Below are 21,836 nucleotides of genomic sequence, written 5' to 3'. Positions count from 1 at the left end.
GGCTTGGCCCTGGCCGACATCGATTTTCATACCGGAGGCAACATGAGTTTCTCTGATTTCTATCAACGCTCGATCGACACGCCAGAAGCTTTCTGGCGCGAGGAAGCGGAAAAGATCGATTGGCATACCCCGTTTTCGCAGGTGCTCGATTATTCCCGCCCGCCATTTGCCAAATGGTTCGTTGGCGGCACCACCAATTTGTGCCACAACGCCATCGACCGCTGGGTGGATAGCCAGGGCGACAACCCCGCGCTGATCGCCATTTCTACCGAGACCAATACCGAGCGCACGTACAGCTTTCGCGAACTGCAGCGCGAAGTGGAGCGCTGCGCCGCCATCTTGCTGTCGCTGGGCGTCGTCAAGGGCGACCGCGTGCTGATTTATATGCCGATGATCGCCGAGGCGGCATTTGCCATGCTGGCCTGTGCGCGCATCGGCGCCGTCCACTCGGTGGTCTTCGGCGGTTTTGCCGCCAACAGCCTGGCCAGCCGCATCGACGATGCGCAGCCCAAGCTGGTGTTCTCCGCCGATGCCGGTTCGCGCAACGGCAAGGCGATTGCCTACAAGCCGCTGCTCGATGAAGCCATCTTTTTGTCCGCGCACCAGCCGCAGCATGTGCTGCTGGTCGACCGCCAGCTCGTGCCGATGGAACTGACGCCGGGCCGCGACGTCGATTACGCGGCGCTGCGTGCAAGGCATCTGGACGCGCAGGTGCCCGTTACCTGGCTTGAATCGAACGAACCGTCATATGTGCTGTACACCTCGGGCACCACGGGTAAGCCCAAGGGGGTGCAGCGCGACGTGGGTGGCTATGCGGTGGCGCTGGCGTCCTCGATGCAGTACACGTTTTGCGGCAAGCCGGGCGAAACCTTCTTTGCTACTTCCGATATCGGCTGGGTGGTGGGGCATTCGTACATCGTGTATGGCCCCCTGATCGCGGGCATGGCCACCATCCTGTACGAGGGATTGCCGATTTGTCCCGACGCGGGCATTTGGTGGAGCATCGTGGAAAAATACAGGGTCACGCGCATGTTTTCGGCGCCGACGGCCATTCGCGTGCTGCGCAAGCATCCGGTGGAACTGATGCGCAAGCACGACCTGTCGTCATTGAAAGCGCTGTACCTGGCCGGCGAGCCGCTCGATGAAACCACCTCGCAATGGATTGCCGATGAACTCAAGATCGACATCATCGACAACTACTGGCAGACGGAGACGGGCTGGCCCATCCTGTCGGTGGCGAAAGGCGTGGCTGATACAGCGACACGGCTGGGCAGCCCGGGCCTGGCCATGTACGGCTACCAGGTCAAGCTGCTCAACGAGGCAACGGGCGAGGAGTGCGGCACCAACGAGAAGGGCGTGCTGGTGCTGGAAGGCCCGCTGCCGCCGGGCTGCATGCAGACTGTCTACGGCGACGACGCGCGCTTTGTCGACACCTACTGGTCCACCTTCAGCGGCCGGCAAGTGTATTCCACCTTCGACTGGGGCATGCGCGACGCCGATGGCTATTACTTTATCCTGGGCCGCACCGACGACGTGATCAACGTGGCCGGCCATCGCCTGGGCACGCGCGAGATCGAGGAAAGCATCACCAGCCATCCGAACGTGTCGGAAGTGGCCGTGGTGGGCGTGGAGAATAAGCTCAAGGGCCAGGTGGCGATGGCCTTCGTGATCCTGAAGAACCCGCAGTTGGCCGAAAGCGTGGAGGACAGGGCGGCTCTGGAGCGCGAGGTGATGGCCGTGGTCGACCGCCAGTTGGGCGCCGTGGCGCGTCCCGCGCGCGTGCTCTTTGTGGCGCAATTGCCGAAGACGCGCTCGGGCAAGCTGCTGCGCCGCTCGATCCAGGCCATCTGCGAAGGGCGCAACCCGGGTGACCTGACGTCGATGGACGATCCGGCAGCGTTGCAGCAAATCCAGGCTGCGTTGGCTTAACTCCGCGTTACTTTATCGAAGTTTATCAAACGATAAACTTCGATTTCAAATCCGGTCGCTTTCCTTGCGCACGACCCTGCCCACGATCAAACACTCGTTGCCGCGACAGAGCTTGCGGTGGTATTTGCGCTGGTCCGGGTTATCCGACGTCAGCCACCATATCGCCGATATCGCGCGCCATGCGCTTGACCACTGGCTGCATCGCGCCCAGGGCGCGCGCAGCCAGCGCCGCGAGAAGGACATCGGCGAGCTGGCGGCAGACGCGGCGGCCGCCATCAAGAAGGTGCGCGCCAGGCGCTGGCGCTGCAGGAGAGCTGTTTTGGTGCGAGCGCCAGGCGGCGTGCCTGAAATCGGTGCGGGGGCCATGCGACTTGGTACTTTGACGCTAGTTTGTAGGCACAAACTGTATACAACTACCCTGGCACGATGCGTGCATGGTTAGCCTTGGGCATTCCCTCATTCCAAGGAGCTTCGCATGCATCAGCCGCCGCCGTTGTGTTCCTGTCGTCCCGTCTCTCTCGTACTTTCCCATTTCATCTGCGTCCATCCGGGCCGCGGAAACCCTGGAAATGGAGCATAAATGGCCTCTCCCCGTCTGAAATCCATCCACCGCAGCGTGCCTGGCGCCACGCCTGCTGCGCCATCCCCGGTCGATGAAATACTGCCCGCCGGAAAATTGTTCACACTGGGCTTGCAGCATGTGCTGGTCATGTATGCCGGCGCCATCGCCGTGCCGCTGATCGTCGGCCGCGCCCTCAAGCTGCCGCCCGAGCAGGTGGCGGCGCTGATCAGCGCGGACCTGTTTTGCTGTGGCCTGGTGACCCTGATCCAGTCCTTGGGAATGGGCAAGTATTTCGGCATCCGCCTGCCCGTGATGATGGGCGTGACCTTTGCCGCCGTCAGCCCCATGCTCGCCATGGCCAGCAATCCTGCCTTGGGCATCACCGGCATCTTCGGCGCCGTGATCGGTGCCGGCGTCGTTTCCATGCTGATCGCGCCCTTCATCAGCCGCTTGCTGGCGCTGTTTCCGCCCGTGGTGACGGGCAGCATCATCGCCGTGATCGGCGTGTCGCTGATGCGCGTGGGCATCAACTGGGCCATGGGTGGGCCGCCAGCCATGGCGCAAATTGCCGATCCCATTTTCGTCAAGATGGCCACGGCCGCGACAGCAGCAGGCTTGCCCGCGCCCACCGGCCCCGTACCGATGATCGCCAATCCCGGCTATGGCGCGCTCGACAACATGGGCATCGCCTTTTTCGTGTTGGCCGTTATCTTGCTGGTAGCCAAGTATGGCCGGGGTTTCCTGTCGAACATCGCCGTGTTGATCGGCATCATCGCCGGCACGGCCCTGTCGTTCGCGCTGGGCAAGGCCGATTTCGCCAAGGTGGCCAGCGCCAAGATGTTTGCCATCGTCACGCCCTTTCAATTCGGCATGCCCACCTTCGACCTGGTCGCCATCGTGACCATGAGCCTGGTGATGATCGTCGTCATGATCGAATCCCTGGGCATGTTCCTGGCGCTGGGCGAAATGACGGACAAGCGCATCACGCGGGCCGACATCAGCCGCGGCCTGCGCGTCGATGGCCTGGGCACCTTGATTGGCGGCATTTTCAACACCTTTCCCTACACCTCGTTCTCGCAAAACGTGGGCCTGGTGGGCGTGACGGGCGTGCGCAGCCGCTGGGTCTGCGTCGCGGCTGGCATCATTCTGCTGCTCATGGGCGTCATCCCGAAGATCGCGCAAACGGCCGAAGCCGTGCCGGCGTTCGTGCTGGGCGGGGCGGGTCTGGTGATGTTCGGCATGGTCGCCGCCACCGGCATCCGCATCCTGGCCGGCGTCGACTACAAGAGCAACCGCAACAACCTCTTCATCGTGGCCCTGTCCATCGGCTTCGGCATGTTGCCGCTGGTGGCCGAACAATACGCCCAGCACATGCCGAAAGCTCTGTCGCCCCTGCTGCACAGCGGCATCCTGTTGGCCGCCATCGTCGCCGTGCTGCTCAATCTGTTCTTCAATGGGCTGGCGTCAACGGACGAAGCAAGGGAAAAGGCGCGGGAGAACAGTCATGGCAGTGAGTAGCGCATAGCTGCGGCAATGGTGCATTTGCCGAGCAAGATGGTGTAATCAGTATCACTTGTGCTAGAATCTTGCCGCGCTGCCCGGATGGTGAAACTGGTAGACACTGGAGACTTAAAATCTCCCGCCTGTAAGGGCGTGCCGGTTCGATTCCGGCTCCGGGCACCAATAGACAATTTTGCAGTAAGCGATAAATGGCGATAAATCCAATAAAATCAAGGGTTTATCGCCATTTTTTTGTCTCGCCATCCATTAGGAATTGCGATACGAAGCGATTAAAAAACATCACCAACTCCCCAAAAAATCCCCATAATGTCCCCATGTTTTCCCCGGGGATTAGATAGTGGCATCGATTACAAAACAGAAAACCGGCTGGCGCGTCCAGATTTCGGTCAAGGGCACGCGCGATTCAGCGGTGCTGCCAACCAAGGCTGAGGCTCAGGCGTGGGCTGTCGAGCGCGAATCGCAGATGCGGCGCATGGCGGTGACGGGCGTAAACACCGATAAAACGTGCCAGGACGCCTTCGACAGATACGGCGTCGAGGTTTCGCCGCACAAGCGCGGTGCGCGCTGGGAGGGCATCCGGTTGGCTGCGATATCCCGCCATGTTGTCGACCGAGTTCCGCTTGGCGAGATGAAACTGTGCGACGTCACAGCCGACGTCCTTGGCAAGTGGCGCGATGATCGGCTCTTGTCGGTTGCCGGGTCGACCGTGAATCGCGATATGAATTTGCTATCTCATGTTTTTACGACTGCGCGCCGTGAATGGAAGTGGATCGTTGCTAGCCCTACAGTCGACGTGCGGCGCCCGCAAAATCCCCCGCCGCGCGACAGGCGCATCACTGATGACGAGATTGAGCGATTGTGCCTGGCGCTGGCTTTCGATGGGGAAGTCGCGACCAAGTCATCCGCAATTGCGGTCGCCTTCCTGTTTGCAATCGAGACGGCCATGCGTGCCGGCGAAATTTGCGGACTTGCCTGGGGTGATATTGATGGCAATGTGGCGCATTTACCGCGCACAAAGAACGGCACGAAGCGGTCCGTGCCTTTATCGGGGCGCGCAATTGAATTGCTTGCATTGTTGCCAAGGGACAAAGATACATGTTTTGGTATTTCGGCGGCAAGCCTCGATGCTTTATTCCGGAAGGCCCGGGGTGCTGCCGGTGTTGTCGATATGACCTTTCATGACACTCGCCATGAGGCAATCACGCGGCTGGCCAAGAAGCTCAATGTGTTGGAATTGGCGCGCATGGTCGGGCACAAAGATTTGACGATGTTGCAAATCTACTACAACGAGACGGCCGCAGAGTTGGCGAAGAAGTTGTAACCCTCCGCCAACTCCCGGGCATCAATTTTTGTCACGGTGACGCTGCGCCCACTCGATCACCTCCTTGGCGCTGTACAGCGGGTGCGATTTCGCTTTCGTCGGCAGCCTGATCGCCTTTGGAAAGCTCGGGAGACAGGCGATGTTCTGGCGCACTACCTGCGGGTTTCGCTTGAAGTATTGCCCCAGCATTTCCATATCCCAAAGGTCGACGGATAGTGGCAGCGCCGGACGCTGTATTTTTTCAATTGCCTCGGCCAGTTTGACCAAGATGTCAGTTTCGGCGGCTGTCATGCTCGTGCTCCCATTTTCTTCAGTGATTTAACGCCAAGCCCTAAAAGCCTGGCCAGTAAGTATTCGATTCGTGCGCCCTTGCTGAACGCCCATCCAGGCAGCATCACCAGGCAATCAACGCTGGCCACCTGGGCGACGCTCATGCGCATGTAGCCGAGCCAGCTGCCGCACGCTGGCGCCGGGTTCTCGGCAGGATTGATCACAGCGTGCCCATTAGCGCGCAAGAGCGCAGCGGCTTGGTGGAATGCCGGGTAGTTGAATTCGGGGCGGCCGGTCATAGGGCCTGCAATGTAGATTTTCATGCGGCTCTCGCAAATTGTTGTTCATGTTCAAAGTTGGCAGCGATCAGCGCGCGCGCCAGCGGCGGGCAGACGCTATTGCCGATCATGCGTACCTGGGCCTCCTTCGTCAGCTGCTTGCCGTTGTGCACCAGGTCAAGAATGTAAGTCTCCGGAAATCCTTGGGCGCGCGCCAGTTCGCGCGGCGTCAGCATGCGCATGCCGATGTCGACGATGGCATAGTCCTCGCCGCGTATGGTCACCAGTCCGATGCGGTCCTTGGTCGGGATTGTGTGCATCGGGTCGGTCAGCGGCTGATCCTGGCCACCTTCGCTGTAATACTTGATCAGGAAGGCGCGTACTTCAGCCACATGGCCACCGCCGGCGGTCAACGTTGGGATTGGCTCCAGCATGTCCTGGCCGAACTGGTTATTACGCAGCTTGATGATCGTGCTGGCCACCACCGCGTGATGATCCACTGTGGTCACGGTGCCGAAAGGAACGGTGACTGCCGTGCCGACCACGCCGGTGTAATGCTTGGCCAACATGGCACTGACCAGTGCGAAGTGGCCGCCCTTGATCTCGGCGCACTGGGTTCGCAGCGGCTCGGTGGCGCTGAAATTGCGCTGGGTTGAGCCGTTCGCATGCTCCGTCAGGAATGGCGCGCCGGTACCAGGCACGATAAAAGGCTGGTCGGCATTGACGATGTACTTCATGACGCCCTTGGCGACGCGTTCCAGCGTCTTGTCGACCAGCGGCTTCTTGCGCGTGAAAATACTCGGGCAAGGGATGGACCAGTCGATGCAGTCAGCGGCGGTCAGCCATGGTTTCAGGCCCGACTGGGCAAAGCCTTTCAGCTTCGGGTTGCCGTGCGTAGGCGTGGGCCAGTGGATAGCCAGGCCGTCACGACGTGCGAAGATGAACAGCCGCTTGCGAATGGTCGGGACACCGAAGTCACAGGCGCGAAGAATCTTGTATTCGACCTTGTAACCGAGCCCGCGATACAGGCGTTCCATCGGGAAGTCGGCACCCAGCGCTTCATAGATTTCAGGCACGTCCGGATGATCGGCTGCCAGGCCCGTAGACAGTGCGTCGATGAAGGCGCCGAACGTGCGCCCTTTTTCGCTGGCGATCGGATCGCCCTCGTCGTCCAGCGGCCCCCAATCGCGGAATTCCTCGACGTTTTCCAGGGCGATACAGCGTGGCATCTGGAAAGCGCCCCACTTGAGCGTCACCCAGGCCAGACCCCGGATCTTCTTTTCGCGCGGCTTGCCGCCTTTGGCCTTGCTGTGGTGTTTGCAATCGGGACTGAACCAGGCCAGGCCAATAGGCCGATTGCCGGTAATGAAGCCAGGGTGAACCGCAAACACGTCTTCCTGATAGTGCGCTGTGTGCGGGTGGTTGGCAGCGTGCAGGGCCAAGGCCTCGCCATTGTGGTTGATGGCCACGTCGACGGGGCGGCCGAACGCCTGCTCGATACCTTCGGATGCGCCGCCACCACCGGCAAAGTTGTCGATCAGCAGCTCACTGCCCAGGTCGAGCGACATGGTGAAATTGTCTCGTTTCATGCGGTTGCGCCTTTCTGCAGCATGTACACGGTTTTAAATCCCAGGTAATTGGGTGTGCCGGGGTGGTCTGACCCGAAGTAAATATTTTTCGGCACAGTCTTCCCTGCGCGGCTGATGTGGGAGAGCACATGCCCAAAACAGCAGCCGATCTTGTATTTTTCAATCACTTTCTTGAAGTCTCGGAAGTCCAGCCATTCATCCGGCCGTGCTGCGAAGACTGCCAGCACGGCGACTTCGACTGACCTGGAGAACGCCAGCTCCCAAGTAATCTCCCGACTGTCGCGCCTTGGCACTTCAAATAGAGCAAGCTGTGTCATGAAAGTTTCCGATAAGTTTGAGTCAGTGCCTGGTTGACGCAATGCCCGCGGCGCAGCACCGCGCGCGCCAGCGCCGCCCGGTCGGCGTGGCTGCTGCCAGCCTGGCGCAGCAGGCCGAAGTAACTGTTTGCTGTGGCAAACACCTCGTCGGCTGCAATGCCTGCGACACGGCTTGTCGCCTCGTGTACGGTGCGGCGCCGTGTACGGCTGTGCCAAGGCTTGATGACCTGGCCGACGAAGTCGACGCCGCGCGCGATAGGCTGCAGGATGGTCTTGGTGGGGTTCAGATTGGCGCGCAGCACGCGCGGCAGGAACTCGTTGATGTTGGCCAGCGCCGCGCCCAGCCACTGAGGCGATTCGTGCAGCAGCAGGAAGTCGTCGACGTAGCGGATGTAGTGCCGGGCGACAATGCGGTGCTTGCAGTGCTGGTCCAGCGCATCGAGGTAAATATTTGCGAAGAACTGCGACGACAGGTTGCCAATTGGCAGGCCCAGGTGCGCCGGCTGATTGACCAGCCGCTTATGCGCCGGCACGCGCGCCAGCATGCCGGCCTCGCCGCGCAGCTGGTAATTTTCGCGTGGGTCGTGAAACAGGATGGTTTCGGCCAGGCGCAGCCACCATGGCTCGGTGACGCGCGCAGCGATCTGCCCGCGCAGCACGTCTTTGTCGATGGCGACGAAGAAGTTGGCCAGGTCGCATTTCAGGTAAAAGGCGGGTCGGGCCCAGTTCTGCGTCACGCTGCGGATCTTCGCTTCGAGGCGCTTGGCCGCGTACATCGTGCCGCGCCCAGGGATGCAGGCACAGGTATCCTTGATGAACGAGGCATAGAAGCGCGGCGATATTTTGTTGTACAGCAGGTGATGCACGACGCGGTCGCGGAAGTCGGCCGCCCATACCTCACGTGCCTTCGGGCGGGTGACGACGAAACAGATCGACTGGCCAGGCTTGTACGAGCCATCTTGCAGCTCGTCGTGCAGTTCGATCAAGTTGCGCTCCAGATGCTGCTCAAACACCAGGGCGCTGGGGGTATTACGTTTACTGCGGCGGCAGTCGAAATACGCGACGGCCAGCTGCTCAAGCGTGAAGCTCGCATCGGGATGATCTGCGGACGGCGCGGGCGCGGCCCTCGTACGAGCGGTTGTTGTTGTTCTGGTTGCCATTGTTGAAATTCTGATTCCACGCGTTAGAGGGGCCGGCCTGCGTCAATTCGTGCTATCTACGTCACCCCGCCGAAGGCCATGCCGATCAGCGGGGAAACTGCGCCAGGCCTGCCTGGACGCCGCCAGGTGGTTACTGTGGTGCGCATAGCGGTGGCCTTGTGGGCCAGCGGCACGACCAGATTAAAAAATACGCACAGTCCCTACGGCCTTGACCGAGGGGATACAGGCGACGATGCGGCATATTTCTTCCAGCCGCCGGCTTGCTTGCCGATCATGCTGGTCAGTGCGATGGCCCGCGCATACTGCGCGACGGAGATAAAGCGCATGTCCTTGGAAAGCCGGAACAGCAGTTCGATCACCTGCGTGCGCTCGATCAGCTTGTCGAGGTACGGCGTCTTGTCGCCCGCGACGTTTGCGCGGAAGATCAGCACCGTTAAGCGCACGCACTCGTCGCGGATTTCCTTGCCAACTGATGCCTTGAAGTCGCGAGGCATGTTCTTGGCTAAGTCAGTCGCCACCACCAGTAGGTCGTAGGCGACTTTGGAAATCGGCAGGTCGGTATGGTTGGCCATGTCGAAATGATTAAAGTGTTAAATTTCTAATCTGCGGACGGCGCGGGCGCGGCCCTCGTACGAGCGGTCGTAGCCGAGCTGGGCGCCATTGTCGAAATGCTGAAACCACGCGTTAGAGGGGCCGGCCTGCGTGCTGGACCAGTAGTAGCGTGGTTCGAACTCGTGCTTCAGGTTGGCGAACAGCAGCGCCTGCTCGGCGCGCGTTGGCAGGCTGTGGCCAAGTTTCTTGGCCCAGTCCATGGCCGCCTGCCACGTCACACCGGTGGCCACGCCGGGCTGCAGGAACACGTGGCAGTCGGCGGCGCCGTCTTTTCCGAGGACCAGGCCGGCATAGATCTCGCCTTCCTGCAGGTTCTCGGCCATGAATTGTTGTTTGCTCATGCTGGACTTTCGAAGTGAAAGAAAATTGATAAATGATTAAATTGGCAATCTGCGGACGGCGCGGGCGCGGCCCTCGTACGAGCGGTGGCCGTTGCCCTGGTAGCCAGTGTCGAAATACTGAAGCCACGCGGTAGAGGGGCCGGCCTGCTCGCCAGACCAGTACCAGCGCGGCTCGAACTGGTCCTTCAAATTGGCGAAGAGCAGCGCCTGTTCAGCGCGGGTAGGCAGCTCGCCGCCGACGCTGATAGCGAAGGCGCCAGCGGCCTCCCAGTCGACATCGACAGCCTCGCCCGGCAGCAGCACTAGGTGCTGGTCGGGCGCGCCGGCCACGCCGCGACTGATGCCGGCATAGATGCCGTCTGCAAATGCGGCGCCGATGGCGGCGGGGATGGTGGCAAGTACTGCGGTGGATGTGGTGGTATTCATGGCTTCCTTATTGGTTGATGTCACGCGCCAACACTGGCGCAAAAAATTTGTACTTCCGCGATGGCGCGGCGAAGCTTGTTGACTGGGATCATCGACAGCCTGGCGTCGATGCCGTCGGCGGCCAGGCGCAGCGCTGCTGCCTCGCCGTCCTTGACGCCGACGCGCTGCACACGCTCGTAGCGGTCGCAGATCCCGCTCATGGTGTCGGTCGCCAGGTCGATTGCGTCACCCGCCATCCCGCAGCCGCACAGGGCGGCAAATATCTTCGACAGCGTGTTGAACGTGTCGACCGATGGCGCGCCGATGATCGCCTCGACAGCCATGCGCAGCTGCAACGCCAGTTGTCGTTGGGTTTCGGTCATCATCGGCACATTGCCTGTGGGAAGTGGGCGGCGCATGCTTCTAGCTCCGGGCGCCGACGGCCTGCAGCTGCTCGACCGGCACCTGCCAAGGCATGCCATCGAGCGTGTCGGCCACGCGCACCAGGGCGATGCGCTGGCCGTTGCCGAGATCTGGCTTGACGCACTCGACCACGCCAGCTTGCGGGCCTTCCTCGCTGTCGAAGGCAACGCGACTGCCGCTGGCGATCACCGTGGGGCTGGCTGCGGTGCGCATCATGGCTTACCCATCAGCACGGTGAAGCCGCTGATGCGGGCCTGTTCGACATACTCGCTGAACGCCTCCTCGATCGCGTTTTCCGGGCGGTCCAGCTCATACCAGAACTTCACCTTGCCCGAACCCAGGCGGTATTTCAGGCGCGCCTTGATGCGGTATCCCTCGCCACCCTTGAACAGGCGAGCGCCAATAGCGAACTCGCGCGGGATCTCGATGGCGCCGCCCTGGGCGCGCGCGTCGATGGTTTCGGAGTAGGCCAACTGGGTCTGGCCATTGTCGAGGCGCTTGTGCGAGCTGAAATTGACTTCCGTCTTCGCTTGCAGGGTCAGCGCCACGGCCAGCAGCGTGTCGCCGGTCGGCATGCCTTCGCCTGGCACCACGTCGGCGATATTGTCTTCGAGGAAAATGGCGAATTCCTCTTGCTCCTTGAGCTTCTTGTCGTTGGCGATCCAGATTGCCGCCTCGCGGCTCAGTTCTGCCTTGTAGGTCGCGCGGAAGTCGCGCCAGCCGGCCCGCTCGTGATCGGCCAGGTGCTGGTGGTCATTGAGCACGGCCGTCAGCGTGCGCGTATCCAGATCCGCATAGATGTAGCAGTCGCTGGCCGCACCCTGTTTGCCGACAAACGTCAGGAAGCTGTCCAAGTCGCCCAGTTGCACCGTGCCCGTCTTGCGGCTTGGCGCCGACTGCGCCTTTTCGATGGCGGCCGTGAGGTCTTTCAGCTCGAAACCTTCCGGCACCAGCATGTAGCTGGCATTGCCGACCTCCTTGACCGCGCTGGAGGTGGCCGTCAGCGCGCCCAGCTTGGCAATCACCGACGAATCGACGTGAATGTTCTCGGTGGCGGCAAAGTGGCTCAACGTGGACTCAGCTGCCTGTGTGGTGGTGTCGTTCATTTCGTTGCTTCCTTAAAGGTCGATGGGGCTGGAGCTGGGGCTTCGCGCAGCTCCAGGCTTCCTTGTTTCGGGTGATTGCGCGACAAATCGTTGTCCTCCGTGAGCCAGAAGAAGTCCTCGCCGCGCTCGGGCTTGGGCAGGTCCAGCTTGATTTCGTCCGAAATCGTGACCTTGTCGACATCCTGTCCGCGCCCGGCGGGCTTGATCTTGATTTTCAGGTTGATGGCGCCGCCCTTGCCGGTTTCCTTCACTTTGGCGAGCAGCTCGCCGAGCATGCCGGACAGCTCCGAGTGGGCGCGGCCGTCGCGCAGGTCTTGCAAGAACACGGCGAATGCTTTCGATGCCATGAGGATGGTCTTTCGTAAATAAGTACTGCGGTTGGTGATGCGGAAATTAATCGTTGTCGTTCGCTTGCATTTTTTTCGGGTCGAACCTGTCGCGGCGCTTCATATGCCGGCGCGCCGCCGCGTACAGCACGGCTTTCAGGCCCGGCACCTTGAGCATGTCGTCCAGTGGCCTGGTGCTGCGCAGCATGCCGTGCGCAATCTGCAGTGCGGCGCGGTCAGGTTCGATGCGGGTCATGTCAAAATCCTTCCCGATAAACCCGGATGGCCTGCAGGGTGGCCTGCAGCTGGCCGGCGCCCAGGCGGCGGAAGTGTCGATGCATCTGCAGCAAGGTGAGCAGCATGGTCATCGTCGCCCCTATGCTGGCCGTACCGACACGCAGCAAGCACCGAAGCGCGCTTGGGCATTCATGATCGCGGTGCTGCTGTCGCAAGCGATATCGGTGTAGCGTTCTGGCCGGTGGCCCTCCTGGCGCACCGTGACGATGAAGGTGATCATTTCGGCACATCCTTTACAGGCTGTTGAAGAATCGAAAACACCATTTCGGCGGCGATGGCGTCGTGCTGCTCCAGCGATCCGGACAAGGCGGCAATGAAGGCATGCGCCCGCGCCTCGATGTCCAGTGGTTCGCGCTGCAGGGCACCTGCGGCGCAATGCCGGATCATCAGCAGCAGATCCGGGGCGCTCATGCCGCACCTATGTCGTCAAGCAGCCGGCGCATCAGGCTGACGGTTTCCGGCGATACCGCGCCCGTCCGCTCATAGTCCATGCTGGCGGTGCGCACGGCGCCGGTCAGTTCCGATGCATACGCCATGCGCGCCGCTGCTGCATGCGCGGTGCCCAGGCCCTGCGGTGCCACCGACGCCAGCGCAATACGCTGACCCCGGCCATTGGCCAGGCTAAAGGTCGGGCCAACGGCGTTGCGCCGCACCCGGTTTGAAAGCACCAGGCTGACACGGTGCACGCGCGCTGGCGCAGCAGCTGGCGCGCGCTTGATGTTGTCGAGAGTCATCGCGGATCTCAGGCTGAAATGGATAAAGGATTAAATTGCTAATCTGCGGACGGCGCGGGCGCGGCCCTCGTACGAGCGGTAGTTGTAGTCCTGGGTGCCATTGCCGAAATACTGAAGCCACGCGGTAGAGGGGCCGGCCTGCTCGCCAGACCAGTACCAATCCGGCTTGAATTGATCGGGCAGGTTGGCCATCAAGAGGCGCTGCTCGGCGCGTGTTGGCAGGCTGGCGCCCTTGGCCGTGGCCCAGGCAACTGCTGCGTCCCAGGTCACTGCTTCAGCTTCGCCGTCGAGCAGCACCAGGTGTTCGTCTGGCGCGCCATCGATGCCGCGGCTGATGCCGGCGTAGGTGCCGCCGCCAAAGGCGCTGCCGATGGCGCCGGGCGTGGGCAGTGGCAATGCTGCGACGGCGGCACCGTAGTTGAGGTGCTGCATGCGAGCATCGGCCTGGACGCCGTCCATGTTCCAATGGCTCAGGAACATGGCGCGGATTTCGTGGACGAGTTCGCTGTCGAGCGGGTGCAGGTCGGCGTCGAGATTGCGGCAGCCGCCCAAAACAGCACTTCCCGCGATAAGGCCTTTGCAAACGAAGCAGATAGCGAACGGGATGCTGAGGTGGGTTGGGCTGGAAGGTGCTGCGGCTGCGGTTTGCGGTGCCATGTGGCTCTCCATCGGTTGAGGTTGGTGCGTCGATGGATGTATATTAGTCCGACTGCTAACTCAAAGTCAACAGTCTGACTAATAAAATGAGAAATAATTATTGATGTGTGAAAAAAATACCCGAAAGATTGGGATTAGCGGTGAGCGCTCAGAAGGGTAACTCGTGCTCGGGCGGCGTCAGTTCGCAAGCATGCCAGGCAATCTCGTCGGCATTGATGTGCTTAATTAGCTGCGTGAGGTCGAACGTGGCATAGCTGCGCGAAAACCCGCCGACGCGCGGCGACAGCAGGACGATAGGAAGCGTGGGGAAGAATGCTTGCGCGCACTTTAGCATGGCCGCGCCAGTGACTGGCCATGTGTGCTCCGGCGCGACCCGCACCACGGCCAGGCGGATATTCTTGACCGTGATAATGGCGCCGTAAAATGGCGCCACTGCATTATTTGTAGGCATGATGGATGGTGGAGCACCTTTTGAGGCTTGGCAGGTGATCAAGTTCACACGCGCTACCTGATGTTTTTCACCGCCCATTTTGCATATTGAAATGCCTCATTGAATCCATAAATCGCCCAAGTCTCATCAGCGTAATAATTATGCGGCCATTCCATGTACCTGGTAGATATTTTGTCGGATCGCTGCAGTTTCGAGATAATGGCAGTGCTTTGCTTGGCTGAAAAATAGCCATTCGGCGAAGATGATGTAATAGGGGCATCGGCGCCAAGCCTAACGGACACCGATGATCCTGGAAAGTGATCGCTGCCAACACTAACCAGTGGCGATCCTTTTGCGGGAATAAAAATCCAAAGATTTTTGCGGTGAAGTTGGCAGGCCTTGGCGTCTGTCATTGAATCCTTGGTGCAGCCTACGCTCCAGTCGTCGGAATAATCTAAGGTGCGATTCTCGCCGCCAGAAAAACTAGCACTCCCATCGCTATAGTAGGCGCTGTACGCTATTTTGTTTAATATGCCAGTCTCCACCAGCTTACCGGAGTCGCCCACATTCACGGACGCTCCCGGCGCAAATGGGCCGGATGATTTTGGAATTTCCTGGGCGACTGCACTCCCTAGTATTATCGGGAGTGTCACCAGGGAGAATATACCTGCCTGCTTTGCGTTCATATGATGCCCCAGTGGTTTGGCAAGCCTGCCGTGTACCTTGCATTATATAAAATATTGGCAACAGGAAATCTATCAAATTATTGCACTGCTGGCGTAAAAAAGCCCGCGCGCGGCGCGCGAATTCACTTAATTTTTTTGGTCTTGCGTCCAGTCGCTGAGGCGCCCTCCAGGCGGCGCCCTACCTTCACAAGATCTTCTGCCGCCTCCAGGTGCTCCGGCATGATTCCACCAATCTCAGCTATTGTTTTGCGAACCTTCTGACCAACTTCAAAGTGAACGCTGTTGGCATTATTTTTGCCTTTTACATTTTCCCTGCGAAGCTTGTCTTCTGTTTGTGTTGCTCGGAATAGGTTGGCGGCTAGCTCGGTACTGCCCATATGGTCGAGAATATTGGATGACCCTTTTAGCCCCTTTTTCTTCTGGATGCCGGCCCTATCCAAGCCGCCATACAACCCCTGGTATCCATGATTTTGAAAAATGGCATACTCAATCGGCTTTTCAACACCGGCATCTTTTGCCGCATCAGCTAATTGCTTGTTGTGCTCCCGCATTTCATCGCGGAGCATTAGTCGTTTTTGATCCTCGGCAACTTCGGCGCTGCAGGAATCGCTTTCATTTTGCAATTCTTGGCGCCGCGCCTGAGTGGCAAAATATGTTTGCGCAAACGCGACTGGCCGCTTTCTTGAGTCGCCATTTTGGGCTATTAGGTATGCGCCGTATCTTGTGACCTGAACGTCTTTTGTTGTGCGCTCTGCTCCTGATCCAATGTCGACCATTTTAATGACGTCATTAAAATGGTCCCGAATCGTATGATCGCTCTGGTGGCATGCAATTTGAGCCTTGTCGATAACCTTCTGAAAGTTTTGCCAAGAACTGCCATAGCCAAGCAGCGTTTGGAGTTGTCGAGCGCTCCAGTATTCAGTCCCATCGTCCAGCCGCAGGGCGGCACTCTCAAGCGCAGCAAGAAGATCCTCGACCGTTTCGGATGTTTTCTCCATGACGGTCATTTGCTCTTGGTCTGCGCGTGGATCGTAGTCATCCTCATCAACGGGATTTGGAGTTGAGCTTGCATCTCTAGATAGCATGCGGCGCATTTCTTCAATTGCTGCCCGTGCGACACCTTTGCCGTCCGAATTGTCTGTCATTTCGATCTCTTATGAAAAAAAATGGGCATTCACCAAAGGGTGCGCCTGTCTCGCGATCATCTGACGGGAGGGCCACATCACCAGCCGCGCACCCAAAGCCTGGCGGCGCCTCACAGCCGATCTTTGAAGTTGCGCGGCTCGAAGCGCACGACACGGCCAATGACATTGCAATCGCCTGTGCGGCATGGCTCTTGTCGGAAGTCGGGATTCTCGGAGGTTAAATACCATTCGCGACGCTCATATTTCAAGCGTTTCACGACCGCCTCGCCCTTGAAATTCAAAGCGAAAACGCCGCCGTTCACCCGGCTCTTGTCGGCGATATTCACGACTGCGATATCGCCTTCATATAGCATCGGAACCATGCTGTCGCCTTTGACCTTGATTGCCAGCAGGGCGCCTGGCGCTAGGTCGCGCTCTTCGAGCCATTGACGGGGGACGTGTAGCTGGCCTCCGTCCTCGAAGTTGTGATCTGTTTCAAATCCAGTAATCCCAGCCCGCAGATGCTCCGGGACCATGCGAATGGCAATCATCACAGGGGCCATGCTGTCATCGTCAGTTACGCCTCGTGCGCCGGGTAGGCATACTGCGCTGACATCATCGGTATGCGGCGCGACCGCATCCGCAATCTTCCCGGCGTCTTCGGCCAATGCGGGGCTGAAATCGGAAAGCGAAACTCCCAAGAGATTTCCAAGCTTCACGCCTGCGGCGACGTTCAGCGGGATTCGGCCATTCAGATATTGCGTGAGGGCACTCTGGCCGAAGCCAAGCGCGCTTGCCGCAGCCTCTTGCGAGTGAGGAAGGTTGCTTTCTTTGCGCGAGCGTTGCCACTCTTGAAAGAGTGCTTTGAGCCTGGCGGCGTCGGCGAGCTGTTCGGAAGATAGGGGGAGTGCTGGCATTGTGCAAGGCTATAAGTAAAGCTAATATTTTTCAAACAGTCAGACTGTTGACATAGTCAAACAGTCGGACTAATATTCGTTATATGAACCCAATTCAAACAATTCGCAGACGCTTGCGCGTCACCCAAGCTTCTCTAGCCAAGGAACTTGGTGTCACGCAGGGCAACGTATCTCATTACGAGCAGGGCCAGGAGGTGCCGCCGTCAGTCGCGAAGCTGCTGATTAAGTTTGCATCTTCACTTGGGTTGGTGGTGACATACAACGACATTTACGGCGAGCCTATAACTGTGTCGCGCCTCGCCACCGACCCCGCGCCCGGCCACCCCGGCCGCCAGCCACCCTCTACCAACAACATCCTGGACACGGTGCCAGAACATGCGGTGATTGTGGTCGCTGGCGCCGCGCCGCGTGTCCCTGGCGCCTCGGGCGGTTGAAATGCGTGGCTGTTCGTCTTTGTTGTTTTGTTCATGTTTCAAGAATACCCATTCCGGAGAGAAATAGCATGCGGAACGATTCGCACAAAAAAACCTTGATCGCCATCCTGCGCGAGCATGTCAGTGCCTGGCGCAAGGATGTTGGGCTGTCCAGTTACAGCGCGATCAACGTGATCGTCCAGGCGCATGACGACATCGGCGGGCCGTCGGCCACCGGCATTCGCTTCGAGCCGCATCCGGACGAATATCAGCGCATGAAAAACAACGGCGACCGCGTGCTGCGCTGGCTTGACGATGAAACCAAGGAAAACAACCTGCTGCCCGCCAATTTCGTGCTGTCGGCGCTGGCCGGCCTGCCGCCCGCCGAGCGCATGGATTGCCTGAACGAGTTGCTGCACCGCTTCGGCCTGTGCGTGCGCTCGCTGGAGACGGCCGAGGAAATCGGCCTGGGCCTGGCCGACGTGTGCGAGATGGCCAGCGCAGACGCCGAGGCCTTGGCAGCCGTGGCAGCCGCAATTGCCCAGCCGACGCAGGCCAATGTGGAGCTGGCCTTGCGCCGCACCGCGCGCGCCGACGAAAAGAAGGCCCGCGTGCGCCGCATGCTCGAAGGCGCCAAGCGCGCCATGAGCCGCACCAAAGCCGTCATCGCCAAGGTGCTGCACCCGACGCGGCAGCATTAAACAGTTTTCAGTGGCCGGTCTGATGAGGCCGGTATTTTTGTGTCTAAAATGTTGCAATGAGGAAATTAATTATGACTGAGCAAGATGAACAAGCGGCAAAAGACGACGTTCAGCGGGCTACGGCACGCCTGGCCGAGGTCCAGGTTGCGCGCATGAAAGGATGCGCATCACACGTGTGGCCTGGCGCCGACCAAGCGAATGCCGACATGCGTGATTACTGCGGCGAAACGCATCCTGTCGCCGGCTGTACGCTGGTGCTGCGCTTTGGCACTGATCGCTGGGACGCGGTCAGCTATGCGCCAGGCTACGCCCCCTTTGGCCGCGAAGGGGTGATTTCCGATTTCTTTTCGCGGCCACTCGGTTCGGCTGGTATCGCTGTCGATTCGTTCATCCGCAATGGCGGCACCTGGAAGCCCGACTTTGCGCGCATGGTGCAGGCTGAGCGCGATTATTCGGTCGGGATCAGTTTGTAAATTTCGTTGAACTCGATATTGACCATCGGCGGGATGTTTTTTTCTGGCGGATACCTCAGCTCACGGGCGCGGTGAATGGACAAATCACCCGATCCGAAAGTGACCAGCGTGTCATCTGGCAGGTCGTCAAGGATTTTGAGTTTCAAGCGCAGCTCCCAAAGCGTCATGGTGACAAGTTCTTTCATGCTGTTTCCGATCTTAGACAGGTTGATGTTGTGGCGCCAACAATGTGGAGCGGGCGCCTTCGCGGTGATGGAGTTGAGATATTAACGTAATGCAACGCCCCTATATTTTTTACAAGTTTCATTTATCATTATTTGACTGGACGAGCATGAGTAATTTTTCGGGTTATGCCAGCAAGATGGAGTCCAAGTGATTCCCGCATCCTTAGAAACCGCGCGCCAGGCGCTGCATTTCGTCAGCCCGATGGTGCGCGACGTATGGGTGCGTATGGGCATGGCCCTGAAGGCGGAATTTGGCGACACAGCCAAGGACATGTGGCTGGAGTGGAGTCAGGCTTACGACGGCTATGACGCCGGTGCCGCCAATGCATCGTGGCGCTCGTTCAAGGCCGGCAAGGTCGGCATCGGTAGCTTGTTTGCCGAAGCCCAGGCCGAAGGCTTCAAGTTCGGCGCCGACGGTGTCGAGGTGTCGCCGGAAAAGCTGGCAGCAGACCGCAAGGCGCGTGCTGAACGCCAGGCCAAGGAAGAGGCTGACCGACTGGCCCGTGCGCAAGCAGCTGCCGTGCGCGCGCCGGCGCAGTGGCGCATGGCCGCGCGCGAGGGTGAATCGCCCTACCTGGTGCGCAAGCAGGTCACGCCCGAGGCGTGCCGCTACCTGGCTGATGGTGGGCTGTTCATTCCCCTGATGCGTTACGATTTCAATCCACCCAAAATGGTCGGCAAGCAGGCGATTGCTGCCGACGGTAGCAAGAAAAACAGCGGCGGCATGGACAAGTTCGCTGCCTCCTGCCGCTTGGGCGACGTGCCGATGGATGGCGACGATATCGGTATCGGCGAAGGCTATGCCACCTGCCTGACTGCGCGCATGGCCATTGACCATCGCTTCGCCGTGTATATGGCGCTCGACGCCGGCAACCTGGTGCATGTGGCCGCGATGCTGCGCCGCCTGTTCCCGAACAGCCGGTTGGTGTTCTTTGCCGATGATGATCACATGACGGGCCACGCTGGCCTCCTGAAAGCGCAAGCGGCGGCAACAGCCGAGGGCAATGCGCTGGTGATCCTGCCGGTGTTCAAGAATCCGCGGCGCCAAAAGAAAAATGACGAGTCTCTGCCAGACCTGAACGACTTCAATGATTTGCAGGTGAATGAGTCATTGGCGGTTGTCACGGAGCAGATCGAGGCGGCGCTGGCGGCGGCCGCCATTGTTCTGCCGCCTGCCGCCATTGCGCCGGTCGAGGTGTTGGCTAATTCTCCCGCGCCCTCATTGCAGGATGACGCGCCAGGGCAAATGCCGGCTGACGACGATATCGCGGACCCGGTCGGCATCAACGCGCCGACCGCTGAACAGCTTATTGCGCACTTCTCGCTGATCTGGCCAACGACGGATATTTGGGATGGCCTGCGCAAGCAGCGCATGAAGCGCTCAGCACTGAACGCCTGGGTCGGCAAGGATGCGGCGCTGACATGGGAAAAGGATCCCAAGCGCCGCACCGTCATGCGCGACAGCTTGCCTATGTTGGTCGGCGGCCGCGCCATCCCTGGGGGCGCCGGGGGCGGCAAGCTTGGCGAGATGCTCGACAACCTGACGCTGTTGCGCGGTACCGAAACGGTGTGGGACGCAATCGGCCAGCAGGTGATGACGCTGGGCGCCGTCCGGGCCGATTACACCGCCGACCTGACATTGAAATGGCAGGAAAACGCGCTGCGCAAAACCATTGAGGCGCGCAACTTGGTATTTGATCCAACCCAGCAATCAGACCCGGTGCTGCACGTCAATATCTTCCTGGGCTGGCCGCTGGTCCCGAAGGCGAATATCGACCTGGTGATGCCGATCCTCGCACTCCTTGAATCGTTGTGCGGCGCCGAGGATAACGTTGATGAATGCGTGGCCTGGATACTGCGCTGGCTGGCGTTCCCCTTGCAAAACCCTGGTGCCAAAATGCAAACGGCGCTGCTGATGTTCGGCGAAAAGCAGGGCACAGGTAAAAGCCTGTTTTTCCAGGACGTGATCGCGCCGATCTACGGCGAGTACGGCACCATCGCCAGCCAGCATCAACTCGACTCGACATTTACAGCCTGGCGTTCGCGCAAGCTGTTTGTGCTGTTTGAAGAGGTGCTGTCGCGTGACGACAAGTACAGCCACAACGGCACGTTGAAATACATGATCACCGGCAAGTCGATGAGCATCAACCAGAAGAATTTGCCGGAACGCACAGAGCGGAACCATATGAATGGGGCGTTTCTGTCCAATGAGCCGCAGCCGATCCCCATCGAGCTGGAAGACCGCCGCTTCATGGTGATCGAGGCCAGGGCAAAGCAAGAGCAAGAATTCTACGACCGGGTCAGCGATTCGATAAAGATGGGCGGAATCGAGGCCTTTTATCAGTTCCTGCTCAACTTCCCGCTCGACGGCTTCAATGAGCATACCAAACCGATGATGACACTGGCGAAAGAGCGCGTGATCGAATTCGGCCTGAACGGCTGGATGTCGTTCCATCGCTCCTGGAAGGACGGTTACCTGACCGCACCGTACTGCTCTTGCCTGTCCGAAGACCTGTTCACCATCTATAAGCGCTGGTGCGACAAGACCGGAGAAAAGCCGCTCACCTTGTGCAAGTTCGCCGGCCTGGTGGCCAGCAGGGAGCACAAGGTCAAGCGCACGGTATCGGTTGGCAGCAAGGGCAAGGCATCACGGATGGTGTTCGAGATCAAGAATGACGCCGAAACTGGCACGCTGGACCAGCAGATTGAGCGCTTCCGGTCTACTGCCGATGTGCGCGGCTTGGGCACTGCGCAGGGTTGATTGCCGGCTTCATCAGGGTTCTTTTCATACCCTGCATCGCGCAAACCCGCATGGCTTATAGGTTGCAGCAGGGTACGCAGGGTTTGCAGGCTTGTTACACGTATGTGCGGATATTTATATGGTTGATATTTGTTTGTGTTTTTTTATCCCATGATTACCAAATAACCATGCATACCCTATATAGCCTGCTGAGAGTGAGTGTAGATGCGGGTTATAGCGATGCAGGGTTTGAATTGAAGTATGACATACCCTGCTTTAT

30 protein-coding genes and 1 tRNA gene are annotated in these 21,836 nt (G+C 59.5%); 9 read left to right on the top strand and 22 right to left on the bottom strand.

The window, feature by feature from the left end:
* Positions 1–42: 42 nt before the first annotated feature.
* A complete protein-coding gene (locus ACQ4W6_RS19760; RefSeq protein ID WP_436568880.1) occupies positions 43–1,929 on the top strand; it encodes a propionate--CoA ligase in 1,887 nt (628 codons plus the stop codon).
* Between the two features lie 45 nt (positions 1,930–1,974).
* Here the strand turns inward: ACQ4W6_RS19760 and ACQ4W6_RS19755 are convergent, their stop codons facing one another.
* Positions 1,975–2,295 carry a hypothetical protein gene (locus ACQ4W6_RS19755; RefSeq protein WP_436568879.1) on the bottom strand — a complete coding sequence of 107 codons (321 nt, stop codon included), beginning with the start codon at positions 2,293–2,295 and terminating at the stop codon, positions 1,975–1,977.
* 214 nt (positions 2,296–2,509) lie between these two features.
* On the opposite strand from ACQ4W6_RS19755, the gene ACQ4W6_RS19750 reads away from it, so the two are divergent.
* The 3 genes from ACQ4W6_RS19750 to ACQ4W6_RS19740 all read left to right on the top strand — a co-directional run bounded on the left by ACQ4W6_RS19750 (position 2,510) and on the right by ACQ4W6_RS19740 (position 5,333).
* A complete protein-coding gene (locus tag ACQ4W6_RS19750; RefSeq protein WP_436568878.1) occupies positions 2,510–4,009 on the top strand; it encodes a nucleobase:cation symporter-2 family protein in 1,500 nt (499 codons plus the stop codon).
* Positions 4,010–4,087: 78 nt separating this feature from the next.
* Positions 4,088–4,174, top strand: a tRNA-Leu gene (locus ACQ4W6_RS19745).
* Between the two features lie 175 nt (positions 4,175–4,349).
* The gene (locus ACQ4W6_RS19740; RefSeq protein ID WP_436568877.1) at positions 4,350–5,333 is read left to right on the top strand and encodes a tyrosine-type recombinase/integrase; all 984 of its coding nucleotides are present in this window, start codon (positions 4,350–4,352) and stop codon (positions 5,331–5,333) included.
* 21 nt (positions 5,334–5,354) lie between these two features.
* On the opposite strand, the gene ACQ4W6_RS19735 is transcribed toward ACQ4W6_RS19740, so the two are convergent.
* The 13 genes from ACQ4W6_RS19735 to ACQ4W6_RS19675 all read right to left on the bottom strand — a co-directional run bounded on the left by ACQ4W6_RS19735 (position 5,355) and on the right by ACQ4W6_RS19675 (position 12,416).
* Positions 5,355–5,624: a hypothetical protein gene (locus ACQ4W6_RS19735; RefSeq protein WP_436568876.1), complete on the bottom strand. Its 270-nt coding sequence runs from the start codon at positions 5,622–5,624 to the stop codon at positions 5,355–5,357.
* Positions 5,621–5,926, bottom strand: coding sequence for a DUF4406 domain-containing protein (locus ACQ4W6_RS19730; protein ID WP_436568875.1), 306 nt, complete (start codon positions 5,924–5,926; stop codon positions 5,621–5,623). The genes ACQ4W6_RS19735 and ACQ4W6_RS19730 overlap by 4 nt, the downstream gene beginning before the upstream one ends.
* Positions 5,923–7,470: a DNA cytosine methyltransferase gene (locus ACQ4W6_RS19725; protein ID WP_436568874.1), complete on the bottom strand. Its 1,548-nt coding sequence runs from the start codon at positions 7,468–7,470 to the stop codon at positions 5,923–5,925. The genes ACQ4W6_RS19730 and ACQ4W6_RS19725 overlap by 4 nt, the downstream gene beginning before the upstream one ends.
* Entirely contained in the window at positions 7,467–7,787 is a 321-nt protein-coding gene (locus ACQ4W6_RS19720) for a hypothetical protein (protein WP_436568873.1), read from the bottom strand. Before ACQ4W6_RS19720 ends, ACQ4W6_RS19725 begins: the two co-directional genes overlap by 4 nt.
* Complete coding sequence (locus tag ACQ4W6_RS19715) at positions 7,784–8,947, bottom strand: RNA-directed DNA polymerase (protein ID WP_436568872.1); 1,164 nt, start codon at positions 8,945–8,947, stop codon at positions 7,784–7,786. Before ACQ4W6_RS19715 ends, ACQ4W6_RS19720 begins: the two co-directional genes overlap by 4 nt.
* A 200-nt stretch (positions 8,948–9,147) precedes the next feature.
* Positions 9,148–9,519 (bottom strand): four helix bundle protein, encoded by a 372-nt coding sequence (locus ACQ4W6_RS19710; protein ID WP_436568871.1) that lies wholly within the window; start codon positions 9,517–9,519, stop codon positions 9,148–9,150.
* An 18-nt stretch (positions 9,520–9,537) separates the two neighbouring features.
* Positions 9,538–9,900, bottom strand: coding sequence for an Lcl C-terminal domain-containing protein (locus ACQ4W6_RS19705; RefSeq protein ID WP_436568870.1), 363 nt, complete (start codon positions 9,898–9,900; stop codon positions 9,538–9,540).
* A 36-nt stretch (positions 9,901–9,936) separates the two neighbouring features.
* Complete coding sequence (locus tag ACQ4W6_RS19700) at positions 9,937–10,326, bottom strand: Lcl C-terminal domain-containing protein (RefSeq protein ID WP_436568869.1); 390 nt, start codon at positions 10,324–10,326, stop codon at positions 9,937–9,939.
* A 20-nt stretch (positions 10,327–10,346) separates the two neighbouring features.
* Positions 10,347–10,724 (bottom strand): hypothetical protein, encoded by a 378-nt coding sequence (locus tag ACQ4W6_RS19695; protein WP_436568868.1) that lies wholly within the window; start codon positions 10,722–10,724, stop codon positions 10,347–10,349.
* A 4-nt stretch (positions 10,725–10,728) separates the two neighbouring features.
* A complete protein-coding gene (locus ACQ4W6_RS19690; RefSeq protein ID WP_436568867.1) occupies positions 10,729–10,944 on the bottom strand; it encodes a hypothetical protein in 216 nt (71 codons plus the stop codon).
* Positions 10,941–11,834, bottom strand: a complete 894-nt coding sequence (locus tag ACQ4W6_RS19685; RefSeq protein ID WP_436568866.1) for a DUF2303 family protein — start codon at positions 11,832–11,834, stop codon at positions 10,941–10,943. The genes ACQ4W6_RS19690 and ACQ4W6_RS19685 overlap by 4 nt, the downstream gene beginning before the upstream one ends.
* Positions 11,831–12,181: a YfdP family phage-associated protein gene (locus ACQ4W6_RS19680; RefSeq protein ID WP_436568865.1), complete on the bottom strand. Its 351-nt coding sequence runs from the start codon at positions 12,179–12,181 to the stop codon at positions 11,831–11,833. Before ACQ4W6_RS19680 ends, ACQ4W6_RS19685 begins: the two co-directional genes overlap by 4 nt.
* A gap of 46 nt (positions 12,182–12,227) precedes the next feature.
* On the bottom strand, positions 12,228–12,416 hold the full coding sequence (locus ACQ4W6_RS19675) for a hypothetical protein (protein ID WP_436568864.1): 189 nt from the start codon (positions 12,414–12,416) through the stop codon (positions 12,228–12,230).
* Here ACQ4W6_RS19675 and ACQ4W6_RS19670 point away from each other — a divergent pair.
* Positions 12,415–12,627: a hypothetical protein gene (locus ACQ4W6_RS19670; protein WP_436568863.1), complete on the top strand. Its 213-nt coding sequence runs from the start codon at positions 12,415–12,417 to the stop codon at positions 12,625–12,627. The genes ACQ4W6_RS19675 and ACQ4W6_RS19670 overlap by 2 nt on opposite strands.
* A gap of 46 nt (positions 12,628–12,673) precedes the next feature.
* Here the strand turns inward: ACQ4W6_RS19670 and ACQ4W6_RS19665 are convergent, their stop codons facing one another.
* From ACQ4W6_RS19665 to ACQ4W6_RS19635, 7 genes are all read right to left on the bottom strand, one after another.
* Entirely contained in the window at positions 12,674–12,868 is a 195-nt protein-coding gene (locus ACQ4W6_RS19665) for a hypothetical protein (protein WP_436568862.1), read from the bottom strand.
* Complete coding sequence (locus ACQ4W6_RS19660) at positions 12,865–13,191, bottom strand: hypothetical protein (RefSeq protein WP_436568861.1); 327 nt, start codon at positions 13,189–13,191, stop codon at positions 12,865–12,867. Before ACQ4W6_RS19660 ends, ACQ4W6_RS19665 begins: the two co-directional genes overlap by 4 nt.
* A gap of 30 nt (positions 13,192–13,221) precedes the next feature.
* On the bottom strand, positions 13,222–13,848 hold the full coding sequence (locus ACQ4W6_RS19655; protein ID WP_436568860.1) for an Lcl C-terminal domain-containing protein: 627 nt from the start codon (positions 13,846–13,848) through the stop codon (positions 13,222–13,224).
* Positions 13,849–13,996: 148 nt separating this feature from the next.
* A complete protein-coding gene (locus ACQ4W6_RS19650; RefSeq protein ID WP_436568859.1) occupies positions 13,997–14,347 on the bottom strand; it encodes a hypothetical protein in 351 nt (116 codons plus the stop codon).
* 5 nt (positions 14,348–14,352) lie between these two features.
* On the bottom strand, positions 14,353–14,964 hold the full coding sequence (locus tag ACQ4W6_RS19645; RefSeq protein WP_436568858.1) for a hypothetical protein: 612 nt from the start codon (positions 14,962–14,964) through the stop codon (positions 14,353–14,355).
* 122 nt (positions 14,965–15,086) lie between these two features.
* A complete protein-coding gene (gene dinD / locus ACQ4W6_RS19640) occupies positions 15,087–16,109 on the bottom strand; it encodes a DNA damage-inducible protein D (RefSeq protein WP_436568857.1) in 1,023 nt (340 codons plus the stop codon).
* Between the two features lie 110 nt (positions 16,110–16,219).
* Positions 16,220–17,005: a LexA family transcriptional regulator gene (locus ACQ4W6_RS19635; RefSeq protein ID WP_436568856.1), complete on the bottom strand. Its 786-nt coding sequence runs from the start codon at positions 17,003–17,005 to the stop codon at positions 16,220–16,222.
* An 83-nt stretch (positions 17,006–17,088) separates the two neighbouring features.
* Between ACQ4W6_RS19635 and ACQ4W6_RS19630 the strand changes: the two genes are divergently transcribed.
* The 3 genes from ACQ4W6_RS19630 to ACQ4W6_RS19620 all read left to right on the top strand — a co-directional run bounded on the left by ACQ4W6_RS19630 (position 17,089) and on the right by ACQ4W6_RS19620 (position 18,592).
* Positions 17,089–17,439 carry a helix-turn-helix domain-containing protein gene (locus ACQ4W6_RS19630; protein WP_436568855.1) on the top strand — a complete coding sequence of 117 codons (351 nt, stop codon included), beginning with the start codon at positions 17,089–17,091 and terminating at the stop codon, positions 17,437–17,439.
* Positions 17,440–17,507: 68 nt separating this feature from the next.
* A complete protein-coding gene (locus ACQ4W6_RS19625; protein ID WP_436568854.1) occupies positions 17,508–18,119 on the top strand; it encodes a toxin YdaT family protein in 612 nt (203 codons plus the stop codon).
* Positions 18,120–18,190: 71 nt separating this feature from the next.
* Entirely contained in the window at positions 18,191–18,592 is a 402-nt protein-coding gene (locus ACQ4W6_RS19620) for a hypothetical protein (RefSeq protein ID WP_436568853.1), read from the top strand.
* Here the strand turns inward: ACQ4W6_RS19620 and ACQ4W6_RS19615 are convergent.
* Positions 18,568–18,777 (bottom strand): hypothetical protein, encoded by a 210-nt coding sequence (locus tag ACQ4W6_RS19615; protein ID WP_436568852.1) that lies wholly within the window; start codon positions 18,775–18,777, stop codon positions 18,568–18,570. The two genes, ACQ4W6_RS19620 and ACQ4W6_RS19615, sit on opposite strands and share 25 nt — an antisense overlap.
* A gap of 187 nt (positions 18,778–18,964) precedes the next feature.
* Here ACQ4W6_RS19615 and ACQ4W6_RS19610 point away from each other — a divergent pair, with 187 nt between their 5' ends.
* Positions 18,965–21,577 (top strand): DUF5906 domain-containing protein, encoded by a 2,613-nt coding sequence (locus ACQ4W6_RS19610; RefSeq protein ID WP_436568851.1) that lies wholly within the window; start codon positions 18,965–18,967, stop codon positions 21,575–21,577.
* Positions 21,578–21,836: the final 259 nt, after the last annotated feature.

The organism is Janthinobacterium woesei (assembly GCF_051380875.1).
GTDB lineage: Bacteria > Pseudomonadota > Gammaproteobacteria > Burkholderiales > Burkholderiaceae_D > Janthinobacterium.
Note: the sequence above shows the minus strand (reverse complement) of the source record. Positions and strands in the feature narration are given on the sequence as shown.

What these genes read in the sequence shown, in the direction of transcription:
- ACQ4W6_RS19760 (WP_436568880.1), top strand. Translation starts at nt 43, where the DNA reads ATGAGTTTCTCTGATTTCTATCAACGCTCGATCGACACGCCAGAAGCT.
- ACQ4W6_RS19755 (WP_436568879.1), bottom strand. Translation starts at nt 2,295, where the DNA reads ATGGCCCCCGCACCGATTTCAGGCACGCCGCCTGGCGCTCGCACCAAA.
- ACQ4W6_RS19750 (WP_436568878.1), top strand. Translation starts at nt 2,510, where the DNA reads ATGGCCTCTCCCCGTCTGAAATCCATCCACCGCAGCGTGCCTGGCGCC.
- ACQ4W6_RS19735 (WP_436568876.1), bottom strand. Translation starts at nt 5,624, where the DNA reads ATGACAGCCGCCGAAACTGACATCTTGGTCAAACTGGCCGAGGCAATT.
- ACQ4W6_RS19730 (WP_436568875.1), bottom strand. Translation starts at nt 5,926, where the DNA reads ATGAAAATCTACATTGCAGGCCCTATGACCGGCCGCCCCGAATTCAAC.
- ACQ4W6_RS19725 (WP_436568874.1), bottom strand. Translation starts at nt 7,470, where the DNA reads ATGAAACGAGACAATTTCACCATGTCGCTCGACCTGGGCAGTGAGCTG.
- ACQ4W6_RS19720 (WP_436568873.1), bottom strand. Translation starts at nt 7,787, where the DNA reads ATGACACAGCTTGCTCTATTTGAAGTGCCAAGGCGCGACAGTCGGGAG.
- ACQ4W6_RS19715 (WP_436568872.1), bottom strand. Translation starts at nt 8,947, where the DNA reads ATGGCAACCAGAACAACAACAACCGCTCGTACGAGGGCCGCGCCCGCG.
- ACQ4W6_RS19710 (WP_436568871.1), bottom strand. Translation starts at nt 9,519, where the DNA reads ATGGCCAACCATACCGACCTGCCGATTTCCAAAGTCGCCTACGACCTA.
- ACQ4W6_RS19705 (WP_436568870.1), bottom strand. Translation starts at nt 9,900, where the DNA reads ATGAGCAAACAACAATTCATGGCCGAGAACCTGCAGGAAGGCGAGATC.
- ACQ4W6_RS19700 (WP_436568869.1), bottom strand. Translation starts at nt 10,326, where the DNA reads ATGAATACCACCACATCCACCGCAGTACTTGCCACCATCCCCGCCGCC.
- ACQ4W6_RS19695 (WP_436568868.1), bottom strand. Translation starts at nt 10,724, where the DNA reads ATGCGCCGCCCACTTCCCACAGGCAATGTGCCGATGATGACCGAAACC.
- ACQ4W6_RS19690 (WP_436568867.1), bottom strand. Translation starts at nt 10,944, where the DNA reads ATGATGCGCACCGCAGCCAGCCCCACGGTGATCGCCAGCGGCAGTCGC.
- ACQ4W6_RS19685 (WP_436568866.1), bottom strand. Translation starts at nt 11,834, where the DNA reads ATGAACGACACCACCACACAGGCAGCTGAGTCCACGTTGAGCCACTTT.
- ACQ4W6_RS19680 (WP_436568865.1), bottom strand. Translation starts at nt 12,181, where the DNA reads ATGGCATCGAAAGCATTCGCCGTGTTCTTGCAAGACCTGCGCGACGGC.
- ACQ4W6_RS19670 (WP_436568863.1), top strand. Translation starts at nt 12,415, where the DNA reads ATGTCAAAATCCTTCCCGATAAACCCGGATGGCCTGCAGGGTGGCCTG.
- ACQ4W6_RS19675 (WP_436568864.1), bottom strand. Translation starts at nt 12,416, where the DNA reads ATGACCCGCATCGAACCTGACCGCGCCGCACTGCAGATTGCGCACGGC.
- ACQ4W6_RS19665 (WP_436568862.1), bottom strand. Translation starts at nt 12,868, where the DNA reads ATGAGCGCCCCGGATCTGCTGCTGATGATCCGGCATTGCGCCGCAGGT.
- ACQ4W6_RS19660 (WP_436568861.1), bottom strand. Translation starts at nt 13,191, where the DNA reads ATGACTCTCGACAACATCAAGCGCGCGCCAGCTGCTGCGCCAGCGCGC.
- ACQ4W6_RS19655 (WP_436568860.1), bottom strand. Translation starts at nt 13,848, where the DNA reads ATGGCACCGCAAACCGCAGCCGCAGCACCTTCCAGCCCAACCCACCTC.
- ACQ4W6_RS19645 (WP_436568858.1), bottom strand. Translation starts at nt 14,964, where the DNA reads ATGAACGCAAAGCAGGCAGGTATATTCTCCCTGGTGACACTCCCGATA.
- dinD (WP_436568857.1), bottom strand. Translation starts at nt 16,109, where the DNA reads ATGACAGACAATTCGGACGGCAAAGGTGTCGCACGGGCAGCAATTGAA.
- ACQ4W6_RS19635 (WP_436568856.1), bottom strand. Translation starts at nt 17,005, where the DNA reads ATGCCAGCACTCCCCCTATCTTCCGAACAGCTCGCCGACGCCGCCAGG.
- ACQ4W6_RS19630 (WP_436568855.1), top strand. Translation starts at nt 17,089, where the DNA reads ATGAACCCAATTCAAACAATTCGCAGACGCTTGCGCGTCACCCAAGCT.
- ACQ4W6_RS19625 (WP_436568854.1), top strand. Translation starts at nt 17,508, where the DNA reads ATGCGGAACGATTCGCACAAAAAAACCTTGATCGCCATCCTGCGCGAG.
- ACQ4W6_RS19620 (WP_436568853.1), top strand. Translation starts at nt 18,191, where the DNA reads ATGACTGAGCAAGATGAACAAGCGGCAAAAGACGACGTTCAGCGGGCT.
- ACQ4W6_RS19615 (WP_436568852.1), bottom strand. Translation starts at nt 18,777, where the DNA reads ATGAAAGAACTTGTCACCATGACGCTTTGGGAGCTGCGCTTGAAACTC.